Origin of the sequence: Myxococcus sp. CA033, assembly GCF_013336625.1 — a bacterium.
Classification (GTDB): domain Bacteria; phylum Myxococcota; class Myxococcia; order Myxococcales; family Myxococcaceae; genus Myxococcus; species Myxococcus llanfairpwllgwyngyllgogerychwyrndrobwllllantysiliogogogochensis.
Map to the genome: position 1 here is coordinate 57,262 of NZ_JABUMU010000027.1, position 15,699 is coordinate 72,960.

Consider the following 15,699-nt stretch of genomic DNA (forward strand, 5'->3'; position numbering starts at 1 on the left):
GGCAAGGGAGAAGACAGGGAGAGTCCGGAGCGTACGTATCGCTCTGTTCATGAAGAGCACCCTTGGTAGGCACAGCGCCAGGAATTCCAGATGTCTCAAATTCCATGTAGCGCGGTTGCACCAACAATTGTGCCTGGGGCTTTCTCACCCCGTCAAGCCATCGCTTCGCTTGTCTTCACGAGTGCGTCGCAATCCGGAAGACTTCTCCACCAGGGGCGGAACCATTCCTCTCTCATGATGACAATGGCACCTTCGCAAGGGATTGAACCGCTCCAGCGCGCCCGCGTCGAAGTCGCTGTCGAGGTGCGCCCGCGCGGTGCGGCGCCGGCGCATGAGCTGTGCCTTGATGTGCTGGGCGACTCCTCGCGCCTGCGAGACCTGGAGCTGTCTGTGTCAGTTCGCGTCGGTGGCCTGGGCGACCGGAATGTGACGGACCGGGGTAATGGATCGCAGGCGGGTCACCCAAGCTGTTCGTAGCGGGGTCGGCCAAGCGGATCGCCCCGGGGTCGGCCAAGCGGACCGCAAGTCGGAGCAGTCGGGACGGCGGTCCGCACACCCCAGAGACAGTTGGAAGAAACGCGGCCGGCGGGTGGGGTGAGCGCCTACCCGGCCAGTCATCCCGTGCATCCTCGCGAGTCCACGAGCACCGCCCCCGCGGTGCGCCCAGGGACGCGCGCGGATGAGCTACCGGAGAGTCGACATGGACAGGTTGAGAGAGTTGGTGCGGTTGCACCGCATGGGGACGGGTGCGCGCGAAGTGGCCCGGCTGTTGGGCATGGGGCCGAATACGGAGAGGGCATATCGCGCGGCGCTCATGGCGGCTGGCGCACTGGAAGGCCCCGCGGACGAGGTGCCTGAGCTGGAAGCGCTCAAGGCGCTGGTGCAGGAGCACCTGCCATCCAAGGTGTCACCGCAGCAGACGTCCTCGCTGGTGCCTTGGCAGGAGCGAGTGGAGGCACTGCTGGGCCAGGGGCTGGGGCCTCGTGCCATTCACGACAGGCTCCGGCTGGAAGTGGAGGGCTTCGCGGCGAGCGCCTCGGCGGTGAAGCGCATGGTGCGACAGCTGCGCAAGGCGCGAGGCGTCCGGGCCGAGGACGTGGCCATCCCCGTCGTGACGGCGCCGGGGGAGGTGGCGCAGGTGGACTTCGGCTACGTCGGCAAGTTGCTGTGCCCACGACAGAAGGTGGCGCGCAAGGCGTGGGTGTTCGTCCTGGTGCTGGCGCACAGCCGCTACCTGGTGGCCGACGTCGTCTTCGAGCAGTCGCTGCCGACATGGCTGCGGCCGCACGTGGAAGCCTTCGAGCAGTTGGGCGGCGTGGTGGAGACGGTGGTGCCCGACAACCTGAAGGCCGCCGTGCTGCGCGCGGCCTTCACTCCGGACGAGCCGTCCGCCCTCAATCGCAGCTACCGGGAGGTGGCTCGGCACTACGGCTTCAAGGTGGACCCGACACCGCCGTACGCGCCCCAGAAGAAGGGCAAGGTGGAAGCGGGCGTCAAGTATGTCCAATCCAACTTCTTCAAGGGCCGAGAGGGGCAGGACGTCGACGTTGTCCGTGCTGACTTGAAGAAGTGGCTGGCGGAGGTAGCCAACGTCCGGTGGCATGGGAAGACGGGCCGGCGCCCGGTGGACGTCTTCCGCGAGGAGGAGCTGCCCGCACTCCGGCCCCTGCCTACCCGGCGCTTCACGCCTGTCGTCTGGAAGGCCACGCGCGTGCATCAGGACAGCCACGTCCTCTTCGACAGGCGCTTCTACTCGGTGCCCTGGCGCCTTGTCGGCAGCGACGTCTGGCTGCGCGTCACCGACGCCAGTCTCGAGGTGTATGCGGACGACGTGCGCGTCGCCACCCATACCCGGCGCGGCACCGGCCTCTACACCACCCACGAGGAGCACTTGCCCCAGCACCGGGCAGACTTGCGTCACCGCAGCCGCGGCTACTGGGAAGGCCGGGCCGCCCGGCTGGGAGACGAGGTGCTCACCTACGTGCGCGCCGTCTTCGACTCCGACGACGTGCTGTCTCAGTTGCGCGCCGTGCAGGCCATGGTGACTCACATGGAGACCTTCCCTCCCGAGCGAGCACGCGCCGCCACACGGCGCGCGCACTACTACGGCACGTACAGCTACGGGGGCCTCAAGAACCTGCTGCGCCAGGGGCTGGACTTGCAACCCCTTCCGCTGGCGCTCGCCACCCCGGCGACGGCTTCTCTCACTCAGCCGCGCTTCGCACGCAGCGTGGCCGAGCTGCTGCACCACCCCGCCGTGCCCCAGGAGTCCGAAATTGAGCCCCACTGACGAGCTGATTCCCATGCTCAAGAAGCTGCGCCTGTCCGGTGTCCTCCAGTCCCTTCAACTGCGCACCCAGCAGGCCGTGGACGACAACCTCTCCCACTCCGAGTTCGTCTACCGGCTGCTGAGCGACGAGGTGGAGCGCCGCGACTCCAAGCAGCTTTCCCAACGCGTGCGTCGCGCCTCCTTCGAGCACGCCAGGACGCTCGAGGATTTCGACTTCCACTTCAACCCCAGCGTGCCCAAGGCCAAGGTGCTGGAGCTGGGCACGTGTGGCTTCCTGGAGCGCCACGACAACGTGCTCATCGTCGGCCCCACCGGCGTCGGTAAGTCCCACCTGGCTCAAGCCCTCGGTCACCGCGCGTGCCGCGCCGGCTACAGCACCCTCTACGTCGGCACCCACGAGTTGCTCATGCAACTGAGGGCCGCACGGGGCGATGGTAGCTACGAGAAGCGCCTGTTGCGCTTCACCTCGCCAGACTTGCTCATCATCGATGACCTCGGCCTTCGCGGGCTGACTCAGGATGAGCCGGTGGACCTCTACGAGGTCGTCCGCCAGAGGTACGAGCGCAAGAGCACCGTCATCACCTCCAACCGGGCGATTGAAGAGTGGCCTCCACTTTTCGGGGACCCGCTGATGGCCAGTGCCGCCATGGACCGGCTGCTCCACCACGCGCACGTCCTCGTCATCGAGGGCGACAGCTATCGCAATCCACCCCCTGCCCGGCGCCGCAAGCCCACTGCCGCGGAGGCACGTTAGACACCAGCGTGGATCCGCTTGGCCGACCCCAACCTCGTCACCGCCGTGAACTCGAACAACGGATCCCTGACGAGCTCACCAGGGCGATCCGCTTGGCCGACCCTCACGCGGTCCATACCCCCGGTCCTTGACACCGGAACGCGGCACATCTCCAGGAGCTTCTTCTTCTGGACGGCCGAGGCACCCGCCCAGTCCGGATGTTCCGAGGCGACGCAGGTCGGCTGGGAGGGGGCCTCGGGCGGAGCCTCCGGCCTGGCGATCAACGCACCAGGGCCGCTGGTCTGTCCCAACTCCAGCTCCAGCAGCATGCCGCGGATGGCCTCCGCCTCATCCTTCCCGGTCATCTGGTCCCGGCCGTGCCAGAGCGAGCCGGTGATGACATTCTTGTCGCATCTCGGCACCCAGGTGGGCGGGGCGTCACTGCACACCGCGCGGCCATCCAAGGTGGGGTTGCCGAACAAGTCCATCCGGGTGACGCCGTCCTCGCTTGGCGTCAGCAGCACGAAGAACATGGACCCCACCGTGTTCGTGGAGCCGTAGACGATGTCGCCTCCCGACACCGTGGTCAACGCCGTGCGCTGTCCCTTGAAGACGTAGACGATGCTCCCGTCCTTGCGGACTTGCTTCTCCGTCACCGGGAAGCCGCGCTTGCTCATCAACTCCGTGATGCGTCGCGCGGCGTCATCCGGGCCTCCATGGAGGAGAGCCTCGGACTTCTTCGCGTCCAGGAATGAGTGACTGCTGGTCCGAATGCTGGAGATGCAGCCGCTGCCCAGCATCACCATTCCCGCCAGGGCCCATGCTTGGATTTTCATGGGAAGGTTCCCTAGCATTTGTCATTCCAAACCCATCGCTCGTCAGGCTTTCGAGCGGAGAGGGCCCCGGCACCTCGCATCCGCGCGCCGCGTGTCTTCATGACAGACCTTGATGCGGGGAAGTACGTAGATGCTGATTCCGCATGTTTTGCGGAAATCGCACTGCCATTTCTTCCACGCTCGTGACTTCACCCGCCCAGGCCCCGAAGTGGCCAGGGACGGGCGGGCACTGACTCCGGGTGTTGAGGACAGCCAGCTCAGGGCTCGGGGAAGCCTTCGCGCACCCACACGTTGGCGGTGTCCCTGTTGAACTTGAAGTTCATGGGCACGCGATGCTTCGCGACAGTCGCACCCGCGTCGTCGGTGGCCGAGAGCAGCGCGTGGGGCTCATACTCATCGGCCACGATCTCCAGCAGGACCTCGTACCAACGGCCCTCCCAGGCGATGGAGAGCTTCCGGGTCAGGGCCTGGTCGCGCTGTCGCGCGGAGCGGTCGAGGACCTCCGAGGCCGTCTTCACGAAGGTCGCGAACGCGGGCGCATCGAAGGGCTTGGGGTTCTTCTTGTCGCGGCCCATTACCCACGGACTGATGAGGACGGGCTCGGCAATCCCCTGCTTGCGGATCTCCACGGCCCAGCCGTCATCGTCCTCGTTCTTGATGACCCGGGCCGACCAGCCATTCTTCTGCCAGAACGTGGGCTCCATCACTTCAGGCTCGGTAGGCGTTCGCTCGTCGCTCATGGTCGTTCCTCATACCCTCCGATGGCCATTTGCCAGAGCAGAGAATGAGCTTTCCCCACCACCACGGAAGTCGACCGTGCGCTCGACCGCCTCGCGGCCGAGCGCTCCTCGCGGGATGGGAGTCGGCGGGGATCGAACCCTCTCCGGACGGTGCGAAACTCCCAGCAGAATCGCGCCCTTACCTCGCAACCATCCGGAACGACTCAACTTCGGTATCCCTCCGCGTCCCCTGTCGTCCTGTCCCGTTCCCGTCCATTCCGCAGGTTCGTGCGACCTACGTGCAACATGGGCGGCGCTTTCATAGGGGCCCAGGTCCACCTGCCACAGCCTGGGGGTGACATGCCTTGCGGTTTTCGGACCACCTGAAGCTCAAGAGGGTGCCGTCTCCGGACACCACGGAGGCAGGAAGTGAAGAAGAGTCGGTTCAGCGAAGAGCAGATGGTCGCCATTCTGTAACAGCTCGCCGCGCCCCGTCTGGACGGGGCGAGGATGAGCCCGCCGGGCATTGAAGCACGGCGCGGTGGCGTCAGTCGGAGCTGGCCGGGAGCGTAACGGTACCGGGATTCTCGATGGCGGCAAGGGCGGCGCGTAGCAGGTAGCATCCCGGGTCTTCACCGCGCAGGCGAGCCATTTCCCCCAAGCAGGGGCGAGGCCGGAGCCGGAGGACGAGAGCCCGTCCTTTGCCGCGACGAGGGAGGAGCCGAAGGAAGAAGGAGCGCACACCGCGATTGGACTCTCGCCAGGCTGCTACGCAGGACGGAAAGCGCTGGACGTGTTCGCTTGCTCGAAGTGTGGAAACAGAAGATGCGCTCATCCAGCGCGCCTTCGCCGCCCTTTCAAAATGTCTCGAGGAAGGTCTTCATCTCGCGCAGCACCTCGTCATGGTTGGTGAGCCAGACGTAGTGCCGCGCGTGCTCGAGCTTGATGCCCTTCCAGTTCGGCATGCTCATCACGCTCAGCATTTCGGCGTCCCGCTGGAGCGCCCTGGCGCCCAGGGTCCTCAACTTCTCCTGCACGGGAAGGTCCATTTGGGAGAAGCCTGGGAGGTCCTCCGCCCGCCCGGACCGAGGCTGATCCACGTAGAGGAAGAGCACGGCCGCCGTCACGGCCGCGAAGTCCACCTTCGAGAAACCCCTCATCACCCGCTCCTCCGCGTGCGGCCACCTGCGGGCGCGCAGGTAGTGCCCGGTCTTCGGATCGAACTCGTTCGCCTCGTCGATCTCGTGCGCGGGGAACGCTCCTCCGACGTCACGCGCGAGCGCGGCGGCGAGCGCGGCGCGTGAGGCCACGTCCTCGGGAGCGGGCTCGCTCGGAGGAGGCATGGGCAGGACCGAAAGGAGCTCCGCCAGCAGGTCACCGTTGGTCCTCACGTCCAGGTAGACCACCTTCTCCACGCGCTCCGGGTGATGGGTTGCCACCCAGGTGAGCTCTGGCCCGGCGGCGGAGTGGCCCACGAATGACGCCTTCGCGATTCCCAGCCCCTCCAGCACCCGGACGACGTCCTCGCCCAGGGTGGCGGTGTCGTAGCCCTGCTCGGGCCAGCTCGACGAGCCAAACCCCCGGCGGGTGACGGCGTAGACGTGATGGGCCGCGGTGAACTCCGGCGCGAAGGTGTCGAACACGTGGCCCGTGTTGCCCAGGCCCGACAGGAAGACGAGCGCGGGTCCCTGGCCTCCGAAGTCGAGCAGCTCGAGCTCGACCCCCTCGGCCACCTTCATCCGCTTCACCTGATGCAACGCGCTGGAGTCGGCAGAAGCCGGGACCGGGACGGACTTCGTCGTCACACAGGCGAACAGCGGCAAGCAGAGGAGGAGGAGTTTTCGCATGGACTGACTCAACTACAGGAATGCGGAGACGACCAGGGAAGCCCATGGGTAACAGCTCGCCGCGCCCCATCTGGACGGGGCGTGGATGAGCCCCCGCCCGGCTTCGATGGGCGCGGTGGTGTCAGTCGGAGCTGGACGGGAGCGTGACGGTGCCGGGAGTCTCGATGGCGGCGAGCGCAGCGTGCAGGAGGTAGCGCCCCGGGTCCTCACCGCGCAGGCGGGCCGTCTCAATCAGCGAGGAGAAGAGGGCCGCCACCTCGGTGCCGCGCAGCGACTTGGAGCCGTAGTGATTCTTGCGGCCCACCACCATGTCGCGCAGCTGCCGCTCCACCAGGTTGTTGTCCAGCGGCACCCATGGGTTGGAGAGGAAGACGGTCAGCCCACTCCACAGCTCCAGCATGTGCCGCGGCCTGTTGCTCCCCCTGCAGTACGTGCGGTTGTGGTAGGTCGGCCTCAATGGCATACAGCTGGCCAATGAGCGACAGCACCTCGGCGCACACGGGGGCCACTCTCTCGGCCTCCACGAGTTTGCGTCGCACGTGGGCCCAGCAAAACACCAGGGAGCAGGAGGCTGGCCCCTCCGCTCCAGGCTTCGTCACCGTCTGGTAGGCGGCGTAGCCATCCACCATGACGACGCCCGCATAGTCACCGAGTACCAGCTTCGCGGTGGCCCCGGAGCGACTGGGCAGAATCCGGTGGTACACCGCGTCCGCACAGGCCACCGTCCACGCGTACCACTTCTTCCCCGGTCCCTTGTTCAGCATGTACCAGTGCGTCTCGTCAGCGGGGAGGAGAAGACAACCGCGGGCAGCGCCTCGTAGCTGGGCTGCAGGTGGTGGGCCAGCGCGTTGAGCTGGTCCCAGAGCGTCTGGCTGTCCACCACCAGGCCCTCTCGCTGAAACATGCGCTCCTGGCGCGCCAGTGGCAGGTGGAAGCCATACTTCTGCAGGGCGACGTGGGCGGCGAAGTCCACCGAGTAGCGGCCCCCCTCAATGAGGCGCGGCGGGGCCCGGCGAGCAGTTACGCCATTCTGCGAGAGGCGGAGCGGTCGTCCGTGCCGGAGACAGCGAAAGAGCATGGAGTGAGCGAGCCCACGGTCTACGCGTGGCGCAAGCACTTCGGGGGCAGGGACGCCAACGACACGAAGAGGCTGAAGCAGTTGGAGGCGGAGAACGCCCGGTTGAACAACGGACAGCAGCTCAAATGCCTCACGGTGGTGGACAAGTGGACGCGCGAGTGCCTTGCCATCGACGTTGCGGGCGCCATCCGCTCTGGACGGGGAGTCGAGGTGCTGTCGAAGCTGGTGAGTCAAAGAGGGGCACCCAGGCACATGCGCAGTGACAACGGGCCGGAGTTCGTCGCCTCGGCCATCTTGCGGTGGGCCGCGGAGGCTCGCATCGAGCCGGCGCACATCGCGCCGGGCAAGCCCTGGCAGAACGGCACCGACGAGAGTTTCAACGGACGCTTTCGTGACGAGTGCCTCAGCATGGAATGGTTTCGTTCCAGGGTAGAGGCAAAGGTTGTCATCGAGGCGTGGCGGCAGCACTACAACCTGGTCCGGCCACACTCGGGCCTCGGCTACCTCACGCCTCTGGAATTTCGACGGCAGTGCGAAGCAGTGGTACCCAATCCATCCCGGCCGGCATCTCTCTCGTAAGCAACGGTCCGAAGGATTCAGGCAGGTCAACCGCATCACCGGGCAGAGGGTTGCCCCAGGTAGATGCGTGCGGTTTCTCGACATGTCTCACCGCTTGAGACACCTCTGAAATCACCTCCAGCCCCTGTACTGCGCGCATGGACTGGAAGTGGTTCCGTCAAGAATGGTGGTAATCGGAGACTCGAGGTTCGGTGCGGCTGCGTCACAAGGCAGGTTGACGTGTCAGTCCCCGAACCTGACACGTCAAGAAGGCGTGGCTCATATGACTTCTGTACCCTTGGATTACTCTTGACGCTCGCGCTGGCACCTTGGCACGGTTGCTGCTCCGGTAGCTCGGAGCCCGTCACACGAACGAGTCGATGAACGCATGCCTCTCAGAGGTTGAGGCAACCTCGCTTCTTCTCTGATGCGGATGGTGCGGAATGTGTTGCTGAATGAGAGTCCAGGGAGAGAACTTGATGAAGAAGAACCTGATGTGCCTGACCGCCGTGTTCACGCTTTCCGTTGCCGTCCCCTCCTTCGCTTCTGAGCCGCCCCCGGAGAGCAGCGCCGCCAGCATCTGCGTAATGCCGACGGTGAAGCCGAATATCTCATTCCCCTTGGGCGGCATTAAGGCCCCCAAGGTGTCGTGCCACGACAACAAGGAGAAGTTCAAAGCCGGGTACCACTTCAAGCTCTTCGTCTCCCCCGACCGTAAACAAAGAATCGACTACCTTCACAAGCCCGAGGAAATCCAGGCTGCGTGCCAGAACGCCTGCATCGAACAGTCGAAGAATTGCAAAGAGACGTTCGCGAAAGGCGATAAAGCCAAAGTAGCCATGTGCAACGCCCAACTCCACGATTGCATGGCCGCCCACAACGAGTCTCATTCAGCCGTCTTCAAGAAGATTTCGGATACACGCTGCACAAAGTACGGCGAACCCTGAACGACGGGTCGCAGTTCTCGAATGGCCTTATGCCGCGAGTCGAGCGGGACCATTTGGCGCGGTGTGGAAGACTTGCCGAAGGGTGGACGCGAGCGGACGGTCGACCTGTCCCGTTCGGTGGTGGAGGCGCTCAAGTCGCACCGGCTCCTGCGCGATCGCTTCGTGTTCTGCCAAGAAGACGGCCGGCAGCTCACCGACGGGAAGATGGAGGCGCCGCTTTGACGTGCGCTCCGGGTGGCGGGCATCACCCGCGAGCAGGGGCAAATCGGCTGGCACGACCTGCGGCACACCTACGGGAGCCACCTCGCAATGAGGGTGGTTCCGCTGAAGGTGATTCAGGCGTGCCGCTCAACGCTGTCGTCAGCGAACCTGGGGCACGTGGACCTCCCACGCGACCTCGAGGCTCTCGTGCCTCCTGACGGTGACGCTCCTCAAGAAGCCCGGCGTCTGCCCTGTCACCAGCCGGAGCCCCGGGAGACTCCGCAGAAGGGCCTCCAGCGACAGGCGTGCTTCCAGCCGCGCGAGCGGCGCGCCGATGCAGAAATGGAGGCCCTGCCCGAAGGCGAGGTGCTTCTTGATGTCAGGCCGCCGGACGTCGAAGCGCTCCGGCTCGTGGAACCGGGCCTCGTCGCGATTGGCCGACGCGTAGACGATGCGGATGTGGGCTCCCTTGGGAATGGAAACGCCCCCAAGCTCCACCGCCTCCAGCGCGGTACGGAACATGGCATGCACGGGAGAGGTCATCCGCACCGCCTCCTCGACCGCGCCCGCGATGAGGCCCGGGTCGTCCCGAAGGGCCCGCAGCTGCTCCGGATGCTCGAGCAGCAGCTCCACCGCTCCCACGATGAGACCCGCGGTCGTCTCGTGCCCCGCGAAGTGCACCTGCATCAGCATGCTCACGAGCTCCGCCATGCTCATGGGCGGCGTCATCCCCTGTGCCCCTGTGACGATGTCGCTCATCAGGTCATCCCGGGGAGACGTCTTGCGTTCCTCGAGCGCCGCGGCGAGGTAGCGCTGGAAGTCGACCACGCCTCGCGCGCATGCGACCTGGTGCTCAATGGGGCCATGCGCCGCGAGAACCGTGGTCAGCTCGTCGGACCAGCGCCGGAACCTGTGGATGTCCGCGCGAGGGATTCCGAGAATCTCCGCGATGATGCTGCACGACAGTGGATGGGCGAACCGCTGGAACAGGTCCGCCTTCCCTTCCTTCCGGAAGGAGTCGATGAGTTCGTCCACGAGGGCGCGGATGAAGGGTTCCTTCTCCGCGAGGCGCCGCCCGGTGAAGGCCTTGCTGACGAGGCTCCGGAAGCGCGAATGCGCTGGCGGATCATTGTCGACGAGGCTGGGGACCAGGGGGTAGCCGTCCATCAGCGCGGCAACCACCTCCGGAGGCGTCGTCGCGGCGCCCACGGTGATGGACTCGGCGGACGAGAATCGCTCGGTATCGGCGACCACTGCGCTGATGTCCGCATGGCGCGTCACCACCCACGCTCCCAGCGCCGGGCTGAAAAACACCGGCTCCTCCCGCCGTGCACGCGCGAGGAACGGGTGGGGATTCTCGAGCTGGGGAGAGTCGAGCGGGCGGTACTCAGACCCGAGTCCTGAAGCGGCGCTGTCCTTGAACATGCGTGCTGACCTCACTCAAAGGTTCGTCGGGTGTTCAGTGCGGATGGGAGGCCCCGCGAATCCTAGCAGGCCAGCAAGACGCACCCGCATCCCGACGGTGACGACGACGCCATGACGAAGCTGGGACCGGAACGGCCGACTGTCGCCTCCGGGTGCTAGGTTGCCGTCACCTACCTTCTTCGAACAGGGCGTGAGGATGAGCATGCGCGGTGTGACCGCCAGGCGGTTGGGTTTCGTGGGGTTCTGGGGCGCGGTGCTCTGTGCGCTCGCGCTCTCGGGCTGTGCCACCCGGGCGGCGACTCTCCGGCCGATTCCCCCACCGCTGCCACCAGGCCCGCTCTTCTCCCCGCGTGCCACGTTTCGCTTCGCCGTCGTCCACACGCCAAAGCCTGGCACCCCAGTCCTCCCCAAAGTGGAGGAGCTGGTGCGCGAGCGCTTCACCGTGCTGCGACTCGCTGGGGAGGGCACGGGGGCAGCGCCCCTGCCCACCGTGCGCGTCTCGGAGCGAGCACTGAAGGACCATCCTCTCCCCGAGCAGGGGATGCTGGAAATCGCCGCGCGCGGCCTCTCGCCCCAGGAGCAGGCGCAACTCGCGGCCTCCGAGCGCATCACCGTCCTGGAGTTCACCACCGAGCCCCCGGCTTTCGAGGCGGTGCGGCAGGCGCACGCGCTGGCCCTGGAGCTGGCCCGCGCCAGCGGCGGGCTGGTGTGGGACGAGCATGCCGGGGAGTTCTTCTCCGTGGAGGGCTGGCACGAGCGCCGGCTCGAAGGCTGGGACGGCGGCGAGCCGATGCTGCCACGCCACTTCAACACCCGTGTCTACTCGGAATGGGACGGCACCGCACGGCTCATGACCGCGGGCCTGGGCACCTTCGGCCTCCCGGACCTGGGAGTGCAGCAGGTCCCGGCGCCGCTCGCGCACACGGTGGGCACGTTCATGAACCTCGTCGCCCAGCTCATGGTCGAAGGCACTGCCATCCGCAAGAATGGGGTCTTCCCCATCACCGTGGACGCACTGAAGCTCGCCTCCTATCGCGAGGCCCTGCTGGAGCAGGTACCGCCCGAGGCGCCACGGCGCACCTTGATTGGCCTGCTCCCCGTGGACCCGAGCGACGTGGAAGGTGAGAACCGGCTGGTGGAAATCATCTTCAAGGCTCGGCCTGGCGACAACCCCTCGGAGCGCCCCTATGCCGCCATCTCCGAGGTCTTCGGCACGCAATCCGAGATTGTCCATGTCGACGAGGACCCGGAGCTGCTGGCCGCGAGCCGCCGCGCCGTGGAGGCCCTGCTCACGCGAATCAAACCGCGCTTCCAGGAGGGTCTGGAGCTGGAGTCGAAGCTGCTCGTGAAGGCCCGCTTCACCACCCATGACGGGGGCATCGAGTGGATGTGGGTCCACGTCACGCGGTGGGAGGGCAGCGTGCTCCATGGCGTGTTGAACAGCGAGCCGGAGGCCGTGCCCGAGCTGAAAGCAGGCTCGCCCGTGACGGTGGGGGAAGACTCGCTCTTCGACTACATCCTGGAGCGGGACGGTGGCTCCGAGGGCAACGAGACGCAGCGCCTCATCCTTGAGCGCTCGGGCAAGACGCGCTGACCGGGTGGAGGCGACCTCGCCCACTCGCCCACGGTCAGGCAGGTGCTCGAGCACTTGAAGCGGCCCGTGGATGTGCCGCCTCTTGCACCGGCACCAGGGCCGCCGCAGCCAGACTTCTGGCAGTCAGCGCCCCACCCTTCCGCGCCGCGCACTCCCGCGCAGCGCTCGGCGGCGGTGTGTCCGTTCACGTGCCACAGGGACCACACCCCCTTGAGCCGACCTCTCCAAGAGGTGCGCTTACCCGTCCGCTCACGAGCAGGACAGCACCATGGGCTTCTATCGGTCCGATGTTCCGGGAGAGCACAGATACGTGGCCTCCACGCAAAACAAGGCCATGCGCCTCGCGTCAGAATTCCCTTCCAGACATGTCAGTCCGGTGCGGTTTCATCCAACGCCTCAGTGAGGGGTTCTCCAACATGAATATCCAGAAGCAAGGCGGACGTTCCGCGTCCGTATGTTCCACTCCTGCATCCGGAGTGAGAGGTCTTTTCCTACTCACACTGCTCACCTTGGGCGCGGGCTGCGGCCCGGAGGCAACGGAGCCGTGGGCTCCCAAGCAGGAACCAGGTCCCCTCAGGGAGGCGCTGGACGAAGGACCCGCCTTCCTGGTCAAGGACATCAACACCTCGACTCCGGCCAACGTCGGCTCCAATCCGAAGCACTTCGTCGCGCTCGGTGGGGCGCTCTACTTCGCCGCCGACAGCCACACCTCGGGCGAGGAGCTCTGGAGGACCGACGGCACCTCCGCTGGCACCGCGCTGGTCGCGGACCTCTGCTCGGGCCCATGCGGCTCAAACCCGCGCGGTCTGACGGTCATGAACGAGGCGCTCTATTTCTTCGCCTCGAATTCCCACGGAGCCCTGGGGCTGTGGCGCAGCGATGGCACTGTCGCCGGCACGCAGATGCTCAAGGCAATCAACATCAACAACTTCAGTCCAAAACTCACCCCCATCAACGGGACGCTCTACTTCAGCATCTACGACCCCGCCTCGGGAAACGAACTGTGGACGAGTGATGGCACCGCCGTCGGCACGAAGATGCTCGTGGATATCAACCCGGGCACCGGCGACTCCTACCCGAGTGGCTTCCTCGCCTTCAACGGCACGGTCTATTTCAGGGCCACCTCCGGGGTGGGGGCCGAGTTGTGGGCGACGGACGGCACCGCCGCCGGCACCGCCATGCGGATGGACCTCTACCCGGGCACCAACGGCTCCGCGCCAGCTGAACTCACCGTGTACAACGACATGCTCTACTTCATCGCCTCGGATGCTCCCAGCCAGCGGAGTCTCTTCAAGTCCAATGGGACGGCCGCGGGGACCGTCAAGGTGAAGGGTTTCGGGACCATGGGCGCCCCCCTGCTCTTCAACGGGCTGATGTACTTCCCGGCCTCCGACACCGCCTCCGGATACGAGCTGTGGAAGAGCGATGGCACCACCGCCGGGACCTTGCTGGCCGTGGATGTCTTTCCTGGCAGCGCCGCCTCCCACATCAACAACATCAAGGTGGTGGGAGACAGTCTGTTCTTCACCGCCTACGACTCCACCGCTACCTATGCCCTGTGGCAGAGCGACGGCACCCAGGCGGGCACCCAGCGACTCCTCACCGCGCCCTCGAACCTGAACAACGTCAACGTCCTGGGCGGCTCGGTCTACTTTTCCGCCCGGGAGGCGAGCACGGGCTCGAGCGTCTACGCGGAGCTCTGGGTGAGTGACCTGACCGCCGCGGGCACCCGCGTCGTGAAGGACATCAACCCGGGCACCTCGCTTGGCGCCTTTTCAACCCTGGCGACGAGCTACTTCGGCATCCTGGACGGCGTCCTCTACTTCGGAGCCAACGACGGCGTCTCGAACACCGAGCTGTGGCGCAGCGATGGCACGGCCGCTGGCACCACCCAGGTGAAAGACCTCTTCGGGCCCGTGAGCGAGTCCTCCCCCGCGAATCTCGTCGTGTCGAACGGCCGCGTGTTCTTCACCGCCAATGAAGGGAGCCATGGGGCGGAGCTGTGGGAGAGCAATGGCACCGCCACGGGCACCCGCAGGTATTGGGACATCTGCACGGGGAGCTGCAGCCCGACCCTGTCCTCCTTCACCCTGCATGGCTCGAGCATCTTCTACATCACCACCACCAATTCGATTGGAGGCAGCTCGCCCGCGAGGCTGATGCGGAGTCCCACCTCCTCGGGCACCGCTGGCGCCATCCCCGTGGCCAGCTCGCTCACCGTCACCTCGCCCCGATTGGTGTCGTACAAGAACTGGCTGTACTTCCGCGCCAATGACACCAGCTACGGCGACACCTTGCGGATGACGGACGGCTCCTACACCACCCAGACGAGTGACACCGCCGGTCGCGGGCTCAGGACCCCGGACCAGATGGTGGTCTCCAACGGGACGCTCTTCTTCACCGCCGATGACGGCACGAGCATGGGGACCGAGCTGTACAAGACGGATGGCACCTACTCGGGCTCGACGCGGGTGAAGGACATCTGGCCGGGCGTGAACAGCTCCTCCCCGTCCAACCTCACCGACGTGAATGGGACGCTGTTCTTCCGCGCCCAGGATGGAACCGGCGCGTACAACCAACTCTGGAAGAGCGATGGCACCAGCACGGGCACCGTCAAGGTGGCGACCTTCTTGCCGGCAACCGGCGGCGCGTTGACCAACTTCAGGAACATGTCGGGGACGCTCTTCTTCTTCGTGTCCGACTACACCACGACCGAGCTCTGGAAGAGCGATGGCACCAGCGCGGGCACCGTCAAGGTGAAGGACCTTCCGGTGCGCTCCTACTCCGAGTCGACGTACTTCGCCACGATGGGCGGCGCGCTCTACTTCGGCCTGCGTGACGATGCTCACGGCTACGAGTTGTGGAAGAGCGATGGGACTGCCGCGGGCACGGACATCCTGGTGGACCTCCGACCCGGTCCGAATGGGGGATTGGCGACGCAGTCCTACAACAATGGCGCGCTCGTCTCGAACCTGCTTCCGTTGGCCGAAGGGCGGCTGTTGTTCTCCGCGTCGGATGGGGAAACCGGAATGGAGTTGTGGATGACGGACGGGAGCGCCGCGGGAACGGTGCGCTTGACGGACCTGGCACCGGGTGACGCCTCCTCCACTCCGACGTCGCTGACTCGCGCGGGCACCCTGGTCTACTTCGCCGCCAACGACGGGGGGCGTGGCCGCGAGTTGTGGGCCCTGCGTGTCGCCGACATCATGGACAGCAGCCAGACTTCTGGCAGTAAGGGCCCCACCCCTTAGCCCCCTACCCTTCAGCGCGGCGCTCTCCCGCGCCGCGCTCGGCAGCGGTGTGTCCGTTCACTTCCCTCGGGCACAGCGTATCGTCGTGCGCCTGCGCCCCGGGCGCGGCTCGAAGTGACCCGGATGGCGCATACCCGCGTGGCTATCCGGGGTCTGTCATTGGGTGCGTTGAAGCGAAACCGGCGGCCCGGAGCACTTCTGTCCGGGCCGCCCATTGCCA

At 66.0% G+C, this 15,699-nt stretch carries 11 protein-coding genes and 2 pseudogenes; 7 read left to right on the plus strand and 6 right to left on the minus strand.

What is annotated here, in order from left to right; translation table 11 throughout:
• The first annotated feature begins 700 nt into the window (after window positions 1-700).
• Entirely contained in the window at window positions 701-2,290 is a 1,590-nt protein-coding gene (gene istA / locus HUA78_RS38780; protein ID WP_174478495.1) for an IS21 family transposase, read from the plus strand.
• Complete coding sequence (gene istB, locus HUA78_RS38785) at window positions 2,277-3,044, plus strand: IS21-like element helper ATPase IstB (protein WP_174478496.1); 768 nt, start codon at window positions 2,277-2,279, stop codon at window positions 3,042-3,044. Before istA ends, istB begins: the two co-directional genes overlap by 14 nt.
• Here the strand turns inward: istB and HUA78_RS38790 are convergent.
• From HUA78_RS38790 to HUA78_RS47875, 5 genes and pseudogenes are all read right to left on the minus strand, one after another.
• Window positions 3,041-3,859 (minus strand): hypothetical protein, encoded by an 819-nt coding sequence (locus tag HUA78_RS38790; RefSeq protein WP_174478497.1) that lies wholly within the window; start codon window positions 3,857-3,859, stop codon window positions 3,041-3,043. The genes istB and HUA78_RS38790 overlap by 4 nt on opposite strands.
• Before the next feature lie 257 nt (window positions 3,860-4,116).
• Window positions 4,117-4,599, minus strand: a complete 483-nt coding sequence (locus HUA78_RS38795; RefSeq protein WP_141647640.1) for a hypothetical protein — start codon at window positions 4,597-4,599, stop codon at window positions 4,117-4,119.
• A gap of 836 nt (window positions 4,600-5,435) precedes the next feature.
• Window positions 5,436-6,425 carry an alpha/beta fold hydrolase gene (locus HUA78_RS38800; protein WP_217442767.1) on the minus strand — a complete coding sequence of 330 codons (990 nt, stop codon included), beginning with the start codon at window positions 6,423-6,425 and terminating at the stop codon, window positions 5,436-5,438.
• 121 nt (window positions 6,426-6,546) lie between these two features.
• Window positions 6,547-6,825, minus strand: a complete 279-nt coding sequence (locus HUA78_RS47870) for a transposase (protein WP_174478498.1) — start codon at window positions 6,823-6,825, stop codon at window positions 6,547-6,549.
• Between the two features lie 67 nt (window positions 6,826-6,892).
• Window positions 6,893-7,503 (minus strand): annotated as a pseudogene (locus HUA78_RS47875) (transposase); the annotation flags it as partial.
• On the opposite strand from HUA78_RS47875, the gene HUA78_RS38820 reads away from it, so the two are divergent.
• From HUA78_RS38820 to HUA78_RS38830, 3 genes and pseudogenes are all read left to right on the plus strand, one after another.
• Entirely contained in the window at window positions 7,453-8,082 is a 630-nt protein-coding gene (locus HUA78_RS38820; RefSeq protein WP_174478534.1) for an integrase core domain-containing protein, read from the plus strand. The pseudogene HUA78_RS47875 and the gene HUA78_RS38820 overlap by 51 nt on opposite strands.
• A gap of 458 nt (window positions 8,083-8,540) precedes the next feature.
• Window positions 8,541-9,008 carry a hypothetical protein gene (locus HUA78_RS38825; RefSeq protein WP_174478500.1) on the plus strand — a complete coding sequence of 156 codons (468 nt, stop codon included), beginning with the start codon at window positions 8,541-8,543 and terminating at the stop codon, window positions 9,006-9,008.
• Window positions 9,009-9,056: 48 nt separating this feature from the next.
• Window positions 9,057-9,347, plus strand: a pseudogene (locus HUA78_RS38830) (tyrosine-type recombinase/integrase); the annotation flags it as partial.
• A 21-nt stretch (window positions 9,348-9,368) separates the two neighbouring features.
• On the opposite strand, the gene HUA78_RS38835 reads toward HUA78_RS38830, so the two are convergent.
• Complete coding sequence (locus HUA78_RS38835) at window positions 9,369-10,634, minus strand: cytochrome P450 (protein WP_174478501.1); 1,266 nt, start codon at window positions 10,632-10,634, stop codon at window positions 9,369-9,371.
• Between the two features lie 202 nt (window positions 10,635-10,836).
• Here HUA78_RS38835 and HUA78_RS38840 point away from each other — a divergent pair, with 202 nt between their 5' ends.
• Complete coding sequence (locus HUA78_RS38840; RefSeq protein ID WP_217442768.1) at window positions 10,837-12,228, plus strand: DUF2314 domain-containing protein; 1,392 nt, start codon at window positions 10,837-10,839, stop codon at window positions 12,226-12,228.
• A 476-nt stretch (window positions 12,229-12,704) separates the two neighbouring features.
• Window positions 12,705-15,479 carry an ELWxxDGT repeat protein gene (locus HUA78_RS38845; protein ID WP_174465409.1) on the plus strand — a complete coding sequence of 925 codons (2,775 nt, stop codon included), beginning with the start codon at window positions 12,705-12,707 and terminating at the stop codon, window positions 15,477-15,479.
• Window positions 15,480-15,699 lie beyond the last annotated feature (220 nt).